The 17,425-nt window shown below is 71.2% G+C and carries 13 protein-coding genes; 4 read left to right on the top strand and 9 right to left on the bottom strand.

All coding sequences use genetic code 11. From position 1 onward, the window contains the following. Window positions 1-13 precede the first annotated feature (13 nt). From ABD287_RS04055 to ABD287_RS04045, 3 genes are all read left to right on the top strand, one after another. Window positions 14-3,127, top strand: coding sequence for a type I restriction endonuclease subunit R (locus ABD287_RS04055; RefSeq protein WP_344168393.1), 3,114 nt, complete (start codon window positions 14-16; stop codon window positions 3,125-3,127). 103 nt (window positions 3,128-3,230) lie between these two features. Continuing rightward, window positions 3,231-3,395, top strand: a complete 165-nt coding sequence (locus ABD287_RS04050; RefSeq protein ID WP_344168390.1) for a trypsin-like serine protease — start codon at window positions 3,231-3,233, stop codon at window positions 3,393-3,395. Window positions 3,396-3,492: 97 nt separating this feature from the next. Then, window positions 3,493-4,005 (top strand): mycothiol transferase, encoded by a 513-nt coding sequence (locus tag ABD287_RS04045; protein ID WP_344168387.1) that lies wholly within the window; start codon window positions 3,493-3,495, stop codon window positions 4,003-4,005. A gap of 45 nt (window positions 4,006-4,050) precedes the next feature. Here the strand turns inward: ABD287_RS04045 and ABD287_RS04040 are convergent, their stop codons facing one another. From ABD287_RS04040 to ABD287_RS04030, 3 genes are read right to left on the bottom strand one after another with little or no spacing between them, the layout of a single operon-like run. Then, entirely contained in the window at window positions 4,051-4,569 is a 519-nt protein-coding gene (locus ABD287_RS04040) for a DinB family protein (protein ID WP_344168384.1), read from the bottom strand. Further along, entirely contained in the window at window positions 4,566-5,303 is a 738-nt protein-coding gene (locus ABD287_RS04035; protein WP_344168381.1) for a VOC family protein, read from the bottom strand. Before ABD287_RS04035 ends, ABD287_RS04040 begins: the two co-directional genes overlap by 4 nt. Then, entirely contained in the window at window positions 5,300-10,315 is a 5,016-nt protein-coding gene (locus tag ABD287_RS04030; protein WP_344168378.1) for a WD40 repeat domain-containing protein, read from the bottom strand. Before ABD287_RS04030 ends, ABD287_RS04035 begins: the two co-directional genes overlap by 4 nt. A gap of 482 nt (window positions 10,316-10,797) precedes the next feature. Here ABD287_RS04030 and ABD287_RS04025 point away from each other — a divergent pair, with 482 nt between their 5' ends. Next, on the top strand, window positions 10,798-12,498 hold the full coding sequence (locus ABD287_RS04025) for a DUF4153 domain-containing protein (protein ID WP_344168375.1): 1,701 nt from the start codon (window positions 10,798-10,800) through the stop codon (window positions 12,496-12,498). Between the two features lie 17 nt (window positions 12,499-12,515). On the opposite strand, the gene ABD287_RS04020 is transcribed toward ABD287_RS04025, so the two are convergent. From ABD287_RS04020 to ABD287_RS03995, 6 genes are all read right to left on the bottom strand, one after another. Then, the gene (locus tag ABD287_RS04020) at window positions 12,516-13,082 is read right to left on the bottom strand and encodes a type IV pilus inner membrane component PilO (protein WP_344168372.1); all 567 of its coding nucleotides are present in this window, start codon (window positions 13,080-13,082) and stop codon (window positions 12,516-12,518) included. After that, window positions 13,082-13,804 carry a PilN domain-containing protein gene (locus ABD287_RS04015; RefSeq protein ID WP_344168369.1) on the bottom strand — a complete coding sequence of 241 codons (723 nt, stop codon included), beginning with the start codon at window positions 13,802-13,804 and terminating at the stop codon, window positions 13,082-13,084. Before ABD287_RS04015 ends, ABD287_RS04020 begins: the two co-directional genes overlap by 1 nt. Continuing rightward, window positions 13,804-14,829, bottom strand: a complete 1,026-nt coding sequence (gene pilM / locus ABD287_RS04010) for a type IV pilus assembly protein PilM (RefSeq protein ID WP_344168366.1) — start codon at window positions 14,827-14,829, stop codon at window positions 13,804-13,806. Before pilM ends, ABD287_RS04015 begins: the two co-directional genes overlap by 1 nt. A gap of 44 nt (window positions 14,830-14,873) precedes the next feature. Further along, window positions 14,874-15,662 (bottom strand): prepilin peptidase, encoded by a 789-nt coding sequence (locus ABD287_RS04005; RefSeq protein ID WP_344168590.1) that lies wholly within the window; start codon window positions 15,660-15,662, stop codon window positions 14,874-14,876. Window positions 15,663-15,701: 39 nt separating this feature from the next. After that, window positions 15,702-16,115, bottom strand: coding sequence for a prepilin-type N-terminal cleavage/methylation domain-containing protein (locus ABD287_RS04000; protein WP_344168362.1), 414 nt, complete (start codon window positions 16,113-16,115; stop codon window positions 15,702-15,704). A gap of 76 nt (window positions 16,116-16,191) precedes the next feature. After that, complete coding sequence (locus ABD287_RS03995; protein WP_344168359.1) at window positions 16,192-17,424, bottom strand: type II secretion system F family protein; 1,233 nt, start codon at window positions 17,422-17,424, stop codon at window positions 16,192-16,194. Between the last annotated feature and the right edge of the window lies 1 nt (window position 17,425).

The raw sequence follows: 17,425 nt of genomic DNA, 5'->3' as shown, positions 1-17,425 counted from the left end.
CCACCATGAGGGCGTGTTCGAGTCCGAGATCTGCGCCTATCTGGAGGCTCACGGGTGGCTGTACTCGGCGGACGACACCGGCTATGACCGGGAGCGGGCGCTCTTCCCCGATGACCTGTTCGCCTGGTTGGAGGAGACCCAGCAGGCGGCGTACGCGAAGGCGTTGAAGGCCGCCGGCTCACAGGCGAAGTTCCTCGACGTGCTGGCCACGGCGCTGGACAAGCCGCTGGAGCACGGCGGCGGGACGCTGAACATCCTGCGCAACGGCGTGCAGTACATCGGCGGTGGTCGGTTGAAGATGGCGCAGTTCCGCCCGGAGACCAGCCTGAACGCGACCACCAACGCGCAGTACGCCGCGATGCGGGTGCGGGTGATGCGGCAGGTGCGTTTCTCCACCGCCGACCAGCGCAGCATCGACTTGGTGTTCTTCGTCAACGGGCTGCCGGTGGCGACCGTCGAGTTGAAGACCGACTTCACCCAGTCGCTCGATGACGCGATCAACCAGTACCGCAAGCACCGCCACCCGCTGACCAACGGGCGGCCGGAGCCGCTGCTGTCGTTCGGGCACCGGGCGCTGGTCCATTTCGCGGTCTCCAACGACCTGGCGGCGATGACCACCAGGCTGGAGGGCGAGAAGACGCACTTCCTGCCGTTCAACACCGGTCACGACAGCGGCTCGGGGAATCCGCCGGCTGAGGGCGGGCGGTCGGCGACGGCGTACCTGTGGGAGCGGGTCTGGGAGATGCACGCCTGGCTGAACATCATCGGCCGGCTGATGATCGTGGAGACCCGGGAGGAGTGGGACGTCGCGACCGGGACGTCGGTGCGGCGTACGAGCATGCTCTTCCCCCGGTTCCACCAGTGGGAGGCCGTGACGAACATCGTGGCCGCGGTGCGCGAGGAGGGGGTGGGGCGTCGCTACCTGATCGAGCACTCGGCCGGGTCGGGGAAGACGAACACCATCGCCTGGACCGCGCACCGGCTGGCACGGCTGCACGTGGACGACGTGAAGGTCTTCGACTCGGTGATCGTGGTTGTGGACCGCACCGTGCTCGACGGCCAGCTACAGGACGCGATCCGGCAGATCGACGGGTCGGGGAGGATCGTGACGACGATCAGTCCCGAGGACGTCCGCAAGGCGGGGGCGAAGTCGAAGTCCGGGCTGCTGGCGACCGCGTTGAAGAATGGCGAGCTGATCATCGCGGTGACGGTGCAGACCTTCCCGTTCGCCCTGGAGGAGATCCGGGCCGACAAGGGTCTGAAGGGCAGACGGTTCGCGGTGATCGCCGACGAGGCGCACTCCTCGCAGTCCGGCCAGATCTCCTCGAAGCTCAAGGCCGTGTTGACCGCGGAGGAGGTCCAGGAGATCGAGGAGGGCGGCGAGGTCGACGTCGAGGCGATCCTGGCCGCGGAGATGACCGAGCGGGCCGAGTCGGAGAGCATCTCCTACTTCGCGTTCACGGCGACGCCGAAGAACAAGACTCTGGAGCTTTTCGGCCGCAAGGGTCCGGACGGGAAGCCGGTCGAGTTCCACCTCTACTCGATGCGGCAGGCGATCGACGAGGGTTACATCCTCGACGTGCTGCGGGGCTACCAGTCCTACGACACCGCGTTGAAGATCGCTGGCAAGGCGGGGGGCGGCGATGGCGACCAGGTGGAGGAGGCCGCCGCGCGTAAGGGGTTGATGCGGTGGGTGAAGCTGCACCCCACCAACATCAGCCAGAAGGTGCAGATCATCGTCGAGCACTTCCACACGAACGTCGCCCACCTGTTGGAGGGCACGGCGAAGGGGATGGTGGTGACCGACTCGCGCAAGGCCGCGGTGAAGTACAAGAGGGCGATAGACGCCTACATCGTCAAGCGGGCCGCCGAGGACGTCTCGTACCACTACCGCACCCTGGTCGCCTTCTCCGGCTCGGTGACCATGGCCGACGATGAAGAGTGGGCGTCGGACTGGGGGCCGCAGCCGGGCAGGGACGACGAGTTCACCGAGGCCAACCTGAACCCCGGCGCCGGCTCGGACCTGGCCGCCGCCTTCAAGGGCACGACATACAAGATCATGCTGGTCGCGAACAAGTTCCAGACCGGCTTCGACCAGCCGCTGCTGTCGGCCATGTACGTCGACAAGAAGCTCTCCGGGGTCGCCGCCGTGCAGACGCTCTCCCGGCTCAACCGCACCCACCGCACCGCGGGTGGGGAGCAGAAGCGCAAGACGTTCGTCATCGACTTCGTGAACAAGCCCGAGGACATCCGGGCCGCGTTCGAGCCGTACTTCACCAACGCGACCCTGGAGACCGAGACCGACCCGTACGTGGTCGTCCACCTCGCCACCAAACTCGCCCAGGCGGGGATCTACACGCCGGAGCAGGTACGCGAGGTCGCCGAGCTGTGGGTCACCCGCAGAGGCAACAACGCGCTCTCGGCGGCGATCAGCCCGCCCAAGTACGACTTCGCCAGCCGATACGTGGCCGCGATCGAGGCCGACGACAAGGTCACTCTCAACAGCCTCGACCTGTTCCGCAAGGATGTCTCCACCTACGTCCGGCTTTATGACTTCATGAGCCAGATCGTCGACTACGGCGACTCGGAGCTGGAAATGCTGTCGATCTTCCTGCGGCTCCTGGAGAAGGTCATCGCGGACTCGTCCTGGAGCGCCGAGGTCGACCTCTCCGACGTGGTCCTGGTCGGCGTCAAGCACCACAAGCGGACCGCGGTCGACATCTCGCTCACCGGTGACGGCGAACTCAAGGGCATCGGCGCCGCCGGCACCGGCACCCGCAAGGAACCCAAGTACGTCGCCCTGCAGGTCGTCATCGACAAGATGAACGACCTGTTCGGCGCCGAGTCGTTCACGGCGTCCCAGGTGCGGGAGTTCGTGCAGGGGCTGGTGGAGCAACTGCTCACCGACCCCGACCTGATCAACCAGACCAAAGTCAACTCGAAGAAGCAGTTCATGGAATCACGGGACTTCCAAGCGGCGGTCACTGAGGCGGTCGTCGACAACCAGGCGGCCCACAACACCATGGCCGACTACTTCTTCAGCGACGGACCCGGCGTCAACGCTGTCATCGTGGCGCTCGCGGACGCCTTCTACGAGGCAGCGATCGATCAGCCGAGTGACGCGTGATCGCGCCGGCTCCGGTTGGAGGTCCTATCGCCACCCGGCTCAAGACCGCCACCGTCACCTACGTCAGACCGCACGGCTACGACTACGAGGGAACCCGGGGGCCATGGCCGTAACCGAGGGCAACGGGCACCCCAACAACGGTGACTCAGGTGGTCCGCTGTTCGTCGACGGATGGCAGGTCGGGGTGGCCTCGGTCAGCAAGAGCCCGGCGATGTACACCCCGATCCACCCGCACCGCGCCTGGATCAGAAACACCACCAGGATTTGACGAAGACCGCCGCCGTCGCCGTCCGGGCTGAGACGCTTGGACCCATGGTTAATGGGACGAGCGGAGGACCCGCCCGGGCGGCGACGGCGGGCTGGCGGTGAACGTCAGCGAGCTGCTCGTCGAGCAGTACGGACGACTGCCCGACCTGGCGCGCGCCGCCGTCGAGGAGCTGACCCCGGACCAGCTGCGGTTCGCCCCGGCCGCCGGGGCGAACCCGATCGGCTGGCTGGTCTGGCACCTGACCCGGGTCCAGGACAGCCACATCGCCGAGATCACCGGCCAGGACCAGGTGTGGGCCGGCGGCGACTGGGCGACGCGCTTCGGCCTGGCGGCCGATCCCGACGACACCGGCTACGGGCACACGCCCGAGCAGGTGAGCCAGGTCCGTCCGCGGAGCTGGAAGGACCTGGCCGCCTACCTCGACGCCGTCGCCGCCAGGACCGACGCGTTCCTGCGCGCCCTTGCCGACGACGACCTGGACCGGGTGGTCGACGAGAGCTGGGACCCGCCGGTCACCCTCGGCGTCCGGCTCGTCAGCATCGCCGACGACGACCTCCAGCACGCCGGCCAGGCCGCGTACGTCAGGGGGCTGCTCGCCGCCGACCGGTGAGCTGCCGTGCCGCCGCCTGTAGCTGACGAGTCGGCCGGCAACGGCTCAGCCCATCGACTTCGCGCCGTCGAGCGCCTCCCGGATGATGTCGGCGTGCCCGGCGTGCTGGGTGGTCTCGCCGATGAGGTGCAGCAGCACCCGTCGGGCGCTCCAGCTGGCGCCGGGAGGGAACCACGGCGCCTCCGGCAGCAGGTGCGCGGCGTCGAGATCCGGCAGGGCCCGGATCAGCTCATCGGTGCGGCTGGCCTCCGCGTCGTAGGCGGCCAGCAGCCCGGTGAGGGTCTCCCCGTCGAGCATCCGGAACGAGTTGGTGAACTGTTCCATGGTCGACGGCTCCTGCCAGTCCGGCATCGCCGAGGCCCCGCGTTCGATGAAGCCCCGCCAGTTGCGCTCCATCAGCGTCACATGCTTGACGAGTCCGCCCAGGCACAGCTCGCTGACGGTGGTCCGTCGGGCGGCCTGTTCGTCGTCGAGGTCACGGCAGGTGTTACGCAGGAAGAACCGGTGGGTGGCGAGCGACTCCAGCAGGTCGGCCCGCTCCCGCGACAGCGTCTCGTCGTTCATGACTGGCCCCAGACGAGGCAGAACGGGTGCCCGAACGGGTCGGCGAAGACGCGGAACCCGCCGCCGTCGCCGTCCTGCCCGCCGGGGAGCGTGGTGGCGCCGGCGGCCAGGACCCGAGCCTGTTCGGCGTCCACGTCGTCGACCTCGATGTCCAGGTGCATCTGCTGCGGGTATGCCCGGTCCGGCCAGCGCGGGGCCTGGTAGCCGGCGACGTTCTGGAACATCACCGGCAGACCGTTGGACGCGCTGATCATGGCCCCTTCGTCGCCCTCGTAGGTGATCTCCTGACCGAGGACGGCGGCGTAGAAGCGGGCTGCCGCCCGCCCGTCGGGCACGTCGATGGCCACGTCGGCCAGGGCGACGCCGGTGGCGCCGTCGCTGGCGCACAGGCACAGCGGGTGCCCGGCCGGGTCGGCGACAACGACATGGCGGTCGCTGCCGCCGTCGAGCCGGACGGCGCCGAGCGCCACCGCCCGCTCCGTCGCCGTCGCCAGGTCCGGGACCTGGAGGTCGAGGTGGAACTGCTGGGGCGCCTCCTGCTGGTCCGGCCAGCGGGGCGGGACGTGGTCAGGGGCCCGTTGGATTGCGACCCGGACACCGACCGCGGCATCCATGGTGATCCAGTCGGCGTCGGTGTCGGCGGTTTCCTTGAAGCCGGCCAGCTCCTGGTAGAACCGCGCCGTCGCGGCGAGGTCAGCCGCGTCGATGACAAGTGTGTGTAGTTGGGCGCTCATGACCGCAGGGTCGCATCCGCCTCTGACATCCAGTCGACGACGACGAGGCCGCTCTCGGTCCCCACCCCGATGACGCCGTTGGCGACTGAGACCGCGACCGCCTCGCTGCCCAGCTCGATGCGGCGCGCCCCCTCGCCCTTGAGGGTCCGTGACTCCACCGCCGCGCCGACCGCCACGATCACCCGACCGGTCGACGGCGCGTAGGCCAGCGCGCTGACCGGCTCAGCGAACCGCAGCTCAGGCATGGTCAGCGCTGCCGGCTCGCGGCGTAGGCGCCAGCGCCGCTTGCGTCCGGCGTCCAGGTCCCAGATCCGTACCGTGCGGTCCCGGCTGCCGGAGATGGCCACGGGATGGCCGTCCAGGGTGGCGGTGACCACGGCCGTGACGCTTCCGCTGTGGCCGGTGAACGGGTCGCCCATCGGCCGACCGGTGGTCAGGTCCCAGACCCGGACCGTGCCGTCGCCGCTGCCGCAGACCGCGACCGGGTGTCCGTCGACCTCCCCGCTGGCCACCGCCATGACGCCGCGGGCGTGACCGGTGAGCGGGTCGCCGATGGGGGCGCCGCCCACCAGATTCCACATCCGCATGGTGTCGTCGTAGCCGCCGGAGATAGCGACGGTCTGGTCGTTGAGCTTGCCGAACGCCACCGCGCTGACCCCGCTGGCGTGCCCGTGTAGCGGCTCGCCGAACGGCTTGCCGGCCGCCAGGTCCCAGACCCGGACCGCGCCGTCGTCGCTGCCGGAGATCGCCAGCGCCCGCCGCTCCAGGCTCCCGACCGCCACCGCCGTGACGCCGCTGGTGTGCCCGGTGAGCGGCTCGCGGATCGGAGCGCCGGTGACCAGGTCCCAGATCCGCAGCGTGTGGTCGTGGCTGCCGGAGACGGCCACGGGCGTGCCGTTGACCTCGCCGAGCGCCACCGCCCGCACGTCGTGGGCGTGGCCGGCGGCGGTGTGGTCGATCGGGGCGCCGGTGGCCAGGTCCCAGATCCGGATGCTGTTGTCGTGGCTGCCGGAGATGATGATGGGGCGTTCGCCCAGCTTGGCCAGGGCAACCGCCCGCACCCCGCTGTCGTGGCCGGTCAGCGGCTTGCCGATGGGCCGGCGGGACTCCAGGTCCCAGACCCGGGCGGTGTTGTCGTCGCTGCCGGTCACCGCGATCGGACGGCCGTCCAGCTCGCCCACGGCCACCGACACGACCGCCTCGGAGTGGCCGGTCAGCGGGCCGCCCAACGCCTCCCCGCTGGTGAGGTCCCAGACCCGGACGGTGCGGTCGGCGCTGCCGGAGACCGCGACCGGCTGGTCGTTGACCACGCCCAGGGCCACCGTCCAGATGCCGCTGGTGTGGCCGGCGAGGCGATCGCCGATCGGTCTGCCGGTCGCGAGGTTCCACAGCCGCAGCGTGTGGTCGTGGCTGCCGGAGACGGCGACCGGACGGCCGTCCAGCTCGCCGACCGCCACCGACGTGACGCCGCTGCTGTGACCGCCCAGCGGCGACCCGACGGCCTTGCCGGTGGCCAGGTCCCAGATCCGGACGGTCTGGTCGTCGCTGCCGGAGACCGCCGCGGGGTGGCCGTCGCGTTCGCCGACGCCGACCCCCCACACCCAGCCGGTGTGCCCGATGAGGGGCTCGCCGATCGGCTGGTGGGTGGTGAGGTCCCAGACCCGGATCCGCTGGTCGGCGCTGGCGGAGACGGCGATGGGGCGGCCGTCCATGACGCCGAGCGCGATGGACCAGATGCCGCCGGTGTGCCCGAGGAACGGCTTGCCGATGGGGTGGCCGGAGGTGAGGTCCCAGACCCGCAGGGTGTGGTCGGCGCTGCCGGAGACCGCCACCGGGACTCCGCCCAGCTCACCGGCGACGATCGACATCACCGAGTCGCCGTGCCCGGCGAACGGCTCGCCGACCCGCCGGTCCACGTCGGCGAAGTCCCACAGGCCCAGGGTGTGGTCGCGGCTGCCGGACAGGACGACGGGGTGCCCGTCGCGGTGCCCGAACGCCATCGTCGTGACGCTGCCGGTGTGGCCGGCGAGGGCCTTGCCGAGCGCGGCGCCGCTGGTGACGTCCCAGATCCCGACGGTGTGGTCGGCGCTGCCGGAGACGACGATCGGGTAGCCGTCCAGCTCGCCGGTCGCCACGGCCAGCACCGCGCCGGTGTGCCCGGTCAGCGGCTTGCCGATGGGGCCGCGGGTCGCCAGGTTCCAGGTCCGGATGGTGTGGTCGTGGCTGCCGGACAGCGCGAGGGGATGGCCGTCGAGGTGCGCGAAGGCCACCGCGGTGACGCCGGCGGTGTGGCCGGTGATCGGGGTGCCGATGGCCTTGTGCCCGACCAGGTCCCATACGCCGATGCTGTGGTCGTCGCTGCCGGAGATGGCTACGGGCTGGCCGTCGAGCTGTCCGATCGCCACGGAGGTGACGGCGCCGGTGTGGCCGGTGAGCGGGGCGCCGTGGGCGGCGCCGGTCGCGAGGTTCCACACCCGGACGGCGCGGTCGTCGCTGCCGGTGACGGCGACCACGCGGCCGTCGAGCTGTCCGATCGCGACGGAGGTGATGGCGCCGGTGTGGCCGGTGAGTGGGGCGCGGTGGGCGGCGCCGGTGGCGAGGTTCCACACGCGGACGGCGCGGTCGTCGCTGCCGGTGACGGCGACGGGCTGGCCGTCCAGCTCGGCGAAGGCCACCGCGGTGACGGCGCCGTCGTGCCCGGTGAGCGGCTCGCCGATCTGCTCGCCGGTGCCCAGGTTCCACACCCGGGCGGTGCGGTCGTCGCTTCCGGAGATCGCGACGGGCTCGCCGCCTAGCTGCCCGAACGCCACCGACAGCACGCCGCTGGCGTGGCCGGTGAACGCCCGCCGCCGGGCGCCGGGCGCCCACGCGGCCCACCGGGTCGACCACGGCCGGTCGACGCCGCTGGCCGCGATGGCCCCGGCCAGCCCGGTCACCTCGCCGCACCGGGCGGCCAGCTCCAGGTAGGCGGCGCGCTCCGCCGGCGCTCCGCCGGCAGCGTCGAGCAGCTCGTCCGCCCGGCGGTAGGCGTCCGCGGCGGCCAGCGCCTCGTCGGACGTGGCCGTCGCGAGCGCCGCCAGCACCGGCGGCGGGGCCGCCGACACCAGGAACAGCGCGTCGGTGAGCAGCTCGTCGACCTCGCCGGCGTGGGCGGCGTGGGTGGCCAGATGCGCGCGGGTGTAGGGGTGGGCGTGCGGCCAGTCCCGACCGCCGTCGGCGCGGGTGGGCGCCGCCTCGGTCAGCGCCCGGACGATCGCCCGCTGGTCCTGTCCGGCGTCGCGGTCCTCGCGCAGGCACTCGGCCACCGCAGGGTGGGGGAGCCGGCGCACGGACCGGCCCTGCCAGAGCGTTTCGACCAGGTACGCGCCGCAGGCGTCGCCGAGCCAGGACAGGTCGTCGTTGGTGTGGCGGCTCTCCGGCGTCAGCGCGTTGGCCAGCCGGGCCCAGACGTCCTCCCAGGGCAGGCCCGCGCTCTCGGCGTAGGCCAGGGGCAGCAGCAGCTCCCGGGCCCGCTGCGCGTCGTCGCCGAGTCGCAGTTCGAGGTCCTGGCGGACGGCTTCGGCGATGGTCGTGGGCAGTCCGGCGCGCCACTTGCCGTCGGCCGGGTCGGCGGGCTCGGCGGCGGCCGCGGCGGTCCGGGCTGCCAGCTCGGCCACCAGGAACGAGCCATTTGCGGCCACGGCGATCGCGTCGACGGTCTGGATGAGGACTGCCGCGGGTACGCCCAGGTACGGGCTGGCGGGCGCGCCGGTCAGGGTGGCCGTGACGTGGGCGCGCAGGGCGTCCGAGTCGGCGAACCCGACGGCGTCCAGGTCGAGCAGGAGCGGATCCCCGCCGAGCGCCGGCAGCAGGGCGGAACCGGCGCCCAGGAGCAGCCTCAGGGCCCCGGCGCCTGGCTCGACTTCGTGCCCGATGATCGGGCGCAGCAACGAGCGGGCCAGGTCGGCGGGGTCGGCGGCCTCGTCGACGCCGTCGAGAAGGATCGTCACCGGACGAGGCGGGAGCTGCTCGAGCAGCGCTTCGATGGTTCCGGCCGCGCTCTGCGTGGCGGCCCGGATCTGCGTGAAGATCTCGCCGGTGGTCAAACCGCTGGCGTCGAGGCTGGCGTCGAGGCGGCCGGTGATCGCCAGCGCGGCGTCGGGCCGGGCGTCGGCGGGCAGTTCCGGCTGCCGGTCCGGGTCCGCCAGGGCGCTGACGATCCCCAGGGTCGCGCTCTTGCCGGCGCCTGCCTGGCCGGTGACGACGGCGGCGCGGCGCCCGTCGGCGGTGCTGGTGAGCCAGCGGGCGATCTCGATGAGCGCCTGGTGGCGCCCGGTGAACGACCTGGGCGCGGTGGCCGGCCGCGGCTCGTGCCGCGGGTTCGGCAGGAACCCGGTGGCCCTGCCCGCGCCGGGCTGGTGGACGCCGACGCTCAGGGCGGCCGGCAACGCCGGGTCGAGGGCGAGGACGCGGACGACAGCGGCGATGTCGAGCTCCGGCTGGGCGCGCCCGCCAGTGGCCGGGTGCGCGACGGCCCTGGCGAACGCGTCCGCGAAGGCGGTGGCGGGGGTGGTTTCCTCCCGGACGGCCAGCACGACGACGGTCCCGGTGGTGCTCCAGCCCGCGACGGCGTTGTGTGCCGTCTCGGCGGCTTCCGCTCCCGCGACGACGAGGTCCATGATGATCAGCGACGACCGCGGTGGGGAGTCGACCGTGAGCCAGTCGACCAACTGCCTGGCCCTGACGACGGCGCCTTCGGCGTCTTCGGCGACGGCCTTGATCGTCAGCTCGCCGTCGTCGGCGAGATCGCCACGCCCCTGGAGACACAGCGTCACGCGGTCGTCCGGGCGCCGGTCGTCGGCGAGCGCGAAAGCCTGAACCGCGTCGCGGATCCGCTCGGGGGTCCGGCTCAAATCGATGATCGGCAGGCGCTGGTAGCCGAACGTGGCGGCGAGCTGGTCGGCCACCGCCTGGTCTTCGGTGGCTGTCGTCAGCAGCAGTCGGCGACCGCCCGGGGCGGCCTCGGCGGTCACCGGAGCGCCCGGCGGATTGCTGCGCTCAGGTTCCGTCCAGCGACCATACGCACCCCATTCGGCGCTGCGGGGCAGTCGAGATGCCGGCGATAAAGGCGAATTATCCGTGAAAGGCAAGCTTAAAGGAATGTTCTTTTTGGCAAGCCTGAATGTCCCCGAAGCCGCGCGTTCGCCGACTCGAGGCTGGCGGGAGCGGGTCCCCTGACCGTCGGGGTATCAGGGTGTGCGCATGCTGCGCGCCATCATCCCTCGTCGTTGAAGACCTACCGCGAAGTATTGACGACCCGGACCGAATCGTCCTGATCTGCGATCACCTGATCGATCCCGTGCTCGCGACCGGTCGCCCATCGAGCCTCGGGCGTCCGCGGCGGTCGCTTTTGACGTCCGGCGTCCAGGAACGGCTCGAGGTGTTGCGCGGTGGCGGTACGTTGCACAGCCGTCGCCGGGACTCTGCCGCCCGCGGCCGACCCCGGGAGTTCCGAATGACTGACGCAACACCGTCCGCGAAGCCGGACGAGGATCCGATCCCCGACGCCCGGCCGGCGCCGGCTCTCGACGCACAGCCGGCGCCGGCTCCCCACGCTCCGCCTGCTTTCGCCCCCCAGACGCCGCCGACGGCGCCGCCGGGCCGGCCGCCGCGGCCGATGCCCCCTCGCCCGGGGTTCGTCGCCCGGCACTGGCCCGCGCCTACCCGTTCCGGCTCTCTCGCGCTGCCGGCCGCGATCGGCGTCTCGGCTGTTCTGGCGGCCCTCTTCGTCCCGTTGACCGCCAGCGGTGTCGGCTGGTTGTTGGGCGGCGCAGGCATCGTCGGCGCCGTCGCCGTCGCGACAAGGAGCATCGGCACGGACCTGCCCGCCCGCGAGCGCCTCATCCGCGCCGGCTGGGCGGCCGCCGCGCTGGCCCTGCTGTCGGTGCTGACGTTCCGTAACGCCTGGTGGCTGGTGACCTTCTGCGTCTTCGGCGCGCTCGGCTGCGCGATCATGGCTACGGTCGGCGGTCGTTCCGCCCGGGCGATCATGTTCGGCCTGATCGGCGCGCCGGTGGCGACCGCCCGGTGCCAGGCGTGGGTGGCGCGGTCCCTGGTCAGGGTGTCCCGTGAGTCGGGCGCCCAGGTGGCGACCGCCCGCCGGCTGACGCTGTCGGTTGGCTTGTCGATGCTGGTGCTGCTGGTCTTCGGCAGCCTGCTGGCTTCGGCGGACGCCGCGTTCGGCGAGGTCCTCTTCGCGATCGTCCCGGAGATCGGGTTCGGCTCCGTGGTCTCTGGCGTTTTCCTGTTCCTGGTGGGCGGGTTCATGGCCGGAGGCATCATGTTCGGGCTGGCGTCGCCGCCGGACCTGAGCGGGTGGGAGGGTTCGGCCACCAACCAGGTTGGGCGAACCACCTGGGCCCTGCCGATCGGCACGCTGGTCGTCCTGTTCGGCGCGTTCGTCGCGGTGCAGCTCACAGCGCTGTTCGGCGGTCGGGAGCACCTACTGAGGACCGCTGGGCTCAGCGCGGCCGAGTACGCCCGCTCCGGGTTCTGGCAACTGATGATCGTCACGATCCTGACGTTGGCGGTGGTGCTTGCCGTCACCCGCTGGGCCAAGCAGGCCCCGGGCCCGGACCGGCGGCTGCTGCGCGTCCTGCTGGGCCCGCTGTGCGTGCTGTCGGTCGTGATCGTCCTGTCGGCGCTGAGCCGGATGTACACCTACCAGAGGGCGTACAGCTTCACCGGGGAACGGATCTTCGTTATGTCGGTGGAGCTGCTGCTCGGCCTGGTGTTCCTCATGATCCTGGCCGCTGGCGTCGCCTGGCGGGGGGCCTGGGTTCCGCGAGCGGTCGTCGGACTGCTGGTGGCGATGCTGCTCGGCCTGGCGTGGATCAACCCGGAGGGTTTCGCCGCGCGCGCGAACGTCGCCCGCTACCAGGACACCGGGAAGATCGACCTGTGGTACCTGCGGGCATTGTCGGCCGATGCGACGCCGGCGCTGGCCAAGCTGCCGCCGGAGATGCGCGCCTGCGCGCTGTCCTGGATCAGCGAGGAGCTTCGTGGCGAGGACCGTTGGCACGAGTGGAACCTGGGCCGGGCCCGAGCCCGGGCCGCCCTGCGTAAGGTCGGGCCGTTGACCGGTCAGGGTTGCCGGGACGCCAGTCGGTACGACGACAGCGGGCGCGGCCGGCTCACGCCGGCCGCGCCCAACTGATCAGCAGCGGTCGGTGACTACTTGGCGGCGGCGGGCGCCGCGCCCACGTACGCCTGCATGGTCAGCGTCATGGTGACCAGCTTGTTGTCGTCGGTGCTGGTCGAGACGTTGCCGATGAGGACGGCACGGTCCATCGTGTCCTGGACCCGGGCCACGAACGCCTCCGTCTGCTGCTGACGCCCGGTGACCGTCAGGGTGACCGGCAGCGCGAACACCGCCGGGCTCTGTCCGGTCATCGGGATCGGCGCGGCGACGCTGACGTTGGTGACCGACACCCGGGTGTCGGCGCCGGCCCGTTGCAGCTCGGTGATGAAGTCCGGCATCCCGGCGTCGGTCGGCAGCGCCAACCGGGCCCTGGCCAGCTCCTGCTGGTACCGGGCGGCGTCGGCGCTGGCAGCCCTGAGCTCGATCAGCCGGCGCTGTTGGCGCACCAACTCCAGCTCGCTCTGCTCAGCCTGCTCGCGCAGGGAACTGACCTCGGTGACGGCCGGGCCGATGAGCAGCAGCCAGGAGAGCGCGATCAGCGCGACGGCGCCCAACGCGCCGCCGGCCAGCCAGACCCGGTCTGTGGTGCTGCGCTTCATCATCGTCCCCCGTTGGTGGTCGAGTGCCGGCCGCCGAGCGCGGTGGCCGTGATGTCCAGGTGCAGGGTGAATTCGACACCGCTCTTGGGTTGCTGGGTGATCCCGTCGAGCATCGGGTTACCCACGCCCGGCGTGGCGCGCAGCGTGTTGAGGTAGGTGGCGACGTCGGTCTTGGCGCGTGCCTTGCCGCTGATCGTCATGGAGCCGACGAGGCGCTCGCCGGTGGCGTCCGGCAGGCGGGCGCCGGGCGCGGCGCCGGCGGCCGGCGCGCCGCCGACGCCGGCCGGCCCGGCGGCGGCGCCCACGGTCCCGTTGATGCTGGTGAAGCTCAGCCCGCTGGGCGCCGTGGCACGTAGCGACGTGACCAGCCCGGCCCACCGCAGGTCGTTGGCCATCAGTGTGGCGAGCTGACGGTTAACGGTCGCGGTCTGGGTCTGGGCGTCGAGGACGGAGGCGTACTGGGTCTGCTGTTTACGCGCCGACGCGACCGCGTCCTGGGCGTCGGTCAGCTGCGCCTGGGTCGCCGTCGACCAGGCGAACGTGCCGGCGAACCCGGCGGTGACGACCACCCCGGCGGCGACCAGGAGCGCGATGGCCTGGCGGCGGGACCTCTTGTGCTGGCGGGCGTCGCTGATCTCCAACGGGAGCAGGTCGGCGTAGATGGCGGGGATGCGCAGCGGGTCCTGCAGGTGCTGGGCGTTCTTGACAAGGTTCGTGGACATCAGGCCGCTGCTCCCAGGCTCAGGCCGATGGAGACGGCCGCGGACGAACGGGATCGGTCGAGGCTGTCGTGCTTGCCCCGACTGGGGCGGGTCAGCCGCATGATCGGGTCGGCGAGGATCACGTCCATCTCGAGCTGGACGCGAAGGGTTTCGACCAGACCGGCCAGCTGGGCCCCGCCTCCGGTCAGCGAGATCCGGCGGACGGTGGTGGTCTGGTCGCCGGCGGTCAGGTAGGTGAACGAGCTGCGGATCTCGTTGACCAGCGGGCGCAGGCTCTCCCGGATCAGCTCGGCGACCTCCGGCCCCTCGTGGAGCTGGAGTCCGACGCGGCACTTGAGCGCCTCGGCCTCCTCGGCGCTGACGCCGAACCGGGCGACGATCGCTTCGGTGATCTCCGCGCCGCCGCGCGGCACCGAGCGCACGATGCGGGGCACCCCGTCGAGGTGGACGACGACCGTGGTGGTCTGCGCGCCGATGTCGACCAGCGCCTCCACCTGGTGGTCCAGGCGTGAGGACGAGCGCAGCAGGGCGAACGAGGCCAGGTCGACGCGGACCACTTTCAGCCCGGCCTTCGCGGCGGCCTTGACCTCCGACAGGACGGCGTCCTTGGGCGCGGCGATGAGCAGCCCGCGCACGGTCTTGCGGTCGCCGGCGTCCTCCAGCGGGAAGAAGTCGAGCAGGGAGCGTTCGACTGGCAGCGGCAGCGAGTCGCGCACCTGGAACGGCAGGGACTGCTTGAGCTCACGCGGCGGCAGGTTGGTGACGACCATCTCGCGGACGACGATCTGCGGGTTGCTGATCCCGAGCACGACGTCGCGGCTGCGGAACTTCGTCTGCGACCAGAGCTTGCGTAGCGCGGCGCTGACGACCGGTTGGTCGACGACGACGCCGGCGCGCATGGAGCCGGGCGGCAGGGGCGCGATGCCGAAGTGGCTGACGGCCAGGCCGTCCTTGCCGCGGGCAGTCTCCACCGCGCGAATGGACATCGCGCCGATGTCCAGGCCGATGGGCGTCTCGGCGGCCATGTTGGTTCCCTTCTGACGGTGGAGGTGCGGGCAGTGCGGGCGGGTCAGGCGCCTGGCGGCGCGAGCAGCGCCACGTACCAGGAGGCGAGCGGTCCGCCGAGAAAGATCGCGACGAAGGCGCCGGCGAGCATCGCCGGCCCGAACGGGATGGCGGTGCGGCGTCCGGCCCGGCCGACAGCCATGAGGGTCAGTCCGGCGAGGCTGCCGATGATGAACCCGGCGAGGGTGCCGACCCAGACCGTTCCCCAGCTCATCCAGCCCAGGTACAGGCCGAGCAGGCCGGCGAGCTTGACGTCGCCGAAGCCCATTCCGCCGGGGTAGACCAGGGCGAGGGCGAAGTAGATCCCGAACAGGACGGTCATGGCGAGGAGGCCGCGCACCGCCGTTCCCCAGGCCCCGTCGATGATCACCGCGGGCGCCAGCAGCGCCGCGCCGACCACGTAGGAGGGAAGGACGATCGTGTTGGGCAGTCGCTTGACGTCCAGGTCGATGACGGCCAGGGCGACGGCGACGGCCGTGAGGTACAGGTACGCGGGCAGTTCCGGGGTGAGTCCGAGTCGGGCTGTCACCGCGACGAACAGCATCGCGGTGACAGCCTCGACCAACGGGTATCGCACGCTGATCGGCTCGTGACAGTGGTGGCACCGGCCGTGCAGCATCAGCCAGCCCAGCACGGGCACGTTGTGCCGTGCGGCGATGGGCGTCTCGCAGCGCGGGCACCGGGAGCCGGGCCGCACGAGCGATTCGCCGCGCGGCACCCGGTGGATGACCACGTTGAGGAACGATCCGACGAGCAGTCCGAGGACCGCGGTTGCCAGATACAGCGCCGTCATGGTGGTCACCTCCTCTCCGGGTGGCGCGCTGTCAGGTGGTTACGGGCAGGCGGTGCCGGCGGCCTTGGCCGGCGAGCCGCCCGAGGCGCTCTCGTAGGTGAAGTAGTTCTCGCCGCCGGAGTTCACCGCGCAGAGCGTGAACGAGGCGCCGCCGCCGGCGTACTTGAGCGTTGTGCCGTCGGACTTCTTGGCGACCGCGTCGAACGCCGCCTGGGTGGCGGGGTAGCCGGCGATCGGGTTCTTGGTGTACTCGGCCTCGACCGCGGCGATGCCGGCCCGCAGGTCGGACTGGGCCGCCTTGTCGGCCGCGCCCTTGCGGTAGTTGCTGTACGTCGGGATGGCGATGGCCACCAGAACGCCGATGATCACGACGACCACGAGCAGTTCGATGAGCGTGAAGCCGTTGTCCCCGCCGTCACGCCGGGCGCGCAGGTCTCGGAGTAGGTGCTGCATGGTGGTTCCTCCTCGGTGGATGGTGTGGTGCGTCCCGGAGTCCGGGGGGGCTTAGGTGGGGTGCGTCCCTTTTGTCTTACTGGATGTTCTCGTAGATCGTGAACATCGGGAGGTAGAGGCAGATGATCATTCCGCCGACCAGGGCGCCCATCACGACGACCATGATCGGCTCCAGGGACGACGTCAGCTGCTCAGTAGCCGTGTCGACCTCCCGGTCGTAGAAGTCGGCGATCTTCCCGAGCATCTGACTGATTTCGCCGGTCTCCTCGCCGACCTCGACCATCTGCGTGACCATGGCCGGGAACAGCTCCTGCTCGGCCATCTGCGCCGACATCGGACGGCCCTCCCGGACCGCGTCCTGCAGGCCCTTCATGGCCTCGGTGACCACGGCGTTGCCGGTGGTCGCGCCGACCACGCTGAGGGCGTTGAGCATCGGCACGCCGACGTTGAGCAGCGTGCCCAGGTTGCGGGAGAACCGGCTCATCGCCAGCTTGCGCAGCAGCGGACCGAACACCGGCAGGCGCAGCTTGAACCGGTCGAACGCCAACCTGGTGGCAGGGTTGCGTTTGAGTTCCCGCTGGAACAGCAGGACGCCGCCGACGCTGAGGGCCAGCAGCACCGGCCCTACCCAGGCGATCGCGTGGCTGGCCGAGACGATCAGCTGGGTGACCAGCGGTAGCTCCCCGCCGAGCTGGGCGAACATGTCCTCGAAGATCGGAACGATGAAGATCAGCACGGCGGCGATGAGGATGACGCTGAAGGCCATCACGATGGCCGGGTAGGTCAACGCGCTCTTGATCTTGCTGCGGAGCGCGGAGTCCTTCTCGAACGTCACCGCGACCTGTTCGAGAGCCTGGTCGATGAAGCCGCCGGCCTCCCCGGCCCGCACCAGCGCCACCATCAGCATCGGGAACACCTCGCTCTGGCGGCCCAGCGCGTCCGACAGCCCGATACCGGCCTCGACGTCGGACCGGACCTCGGTCACGGCCTCCTTGAGCACCGCGTTGCTGGTCTGTTCGGCGAGCACCCCGAGCGCCCGCAGCAGCGACATCCCCGAGGACACCAGGGTGGCGAACTGTCGGGACAGGACCGTCAGGTCCTTGAGGGTGACTTTGGGGCCGAAGCCCGGAACCGTGATGTCCCGGCGCAGGCCCTTGCCGGCCTCCTCGACCACCAGCGGCATGTCGCCCCGCTGGCGCAGGATCTGCACGGCAGCGGCCTGGTTGAGGGCCTCCACCCGGCCCTTGGCGCGGTTCCCCTTGGTGTCGACCGCCTGGTACTCGTACGTCTTGCTCTTGGTCGCCGTCATA

The organism is Pilimelia columellifera subsp. columellifera (assembly GCF_039532605.1).
GTDB classification, from domain to species: domain Bacteria; phylum Actinomycetota; class Actinomycetes; order Mycobacteriales; family Micromonosporaceae; genus Pilimelia; species Pilimelia columellifera.
Note: the sequence above shows the minus strand (reverse complement) of the source record. Positions and strands in the feature narration are given on the sequence as shown.

Bases quoted from the DNA above. Each gene is read 5' to 3' on its own strand.
- ABD287_RS04005 (WP_344168590.1), bottom strand. From the start codon at position 15,662: ATGACGGCGCTGTATCTGGCAACCGCGGTCCTCGGACTGCTCGTCGGA.
- ABD287_RS04020 (WP_344168372.1), bottom strand. From the start codon at position 13,082: ATGAAGCGCAGCACCACAGACCGGGTCTGGCTGGCCGGCGGCGCGTTG.
- ABD287_RS04035 (WP_344168381.1), bottom strand. From the start codon at position 5,303: ATGAGCGCCCAACTACACACACTTGTCATCGACGCGGCTGACCTCGCC.
- ABD287_RS04050 (WP_344168390.1), top strand. From the start codon at position 3,231: ATGGCCGTAACCGAGGGCAACGGGCACCCCAACAACGGTGACTCAGGT.
- ABD287_RS04015 (WP_344168369.1), bottom strand. From the start codon at position 13,804: ATGTCCACGAACCTTGTCAAGAACGCCCAGCACCTGCAGGACCCGCTG.
- ABD287_RS03995 (WP_344168359.1), bottom strand. From the start codon at position 17,424: ATGACGGCGACCAAGAGCAAGACGTACGAGTACCAGGCGGTCGACACC.
- pilM (WP_344168366.1), bottom strand. From the start codon at position 14,829: ATGGCCGCCGAGACGCCCATCGGCCTGGACATCGGCGCGATGTCCATT.
- ABD287_RS04040 (WP_344168384.1), bottom strand. From the start codon at position 4,569: ATGAACGACGAGACGCTGTCGCGGGAGCGGGCCGACCTGCTGGAGTCG.
- ABD287_RS04000 (WP_344168362.1), bottom strand. From the start codon at position 16,115: ATGCAGCACCTACTCCGAGACCTGCGCGCCCGGCGTGACGGCGGGGAC.
- ABD287_RS04025 (WP_344168375.1), top strand. From the start codon at position 10,798: ATGACTGACGCAACACCGTCCGCGAAGCCGGACGAGGATCCGATCCCC.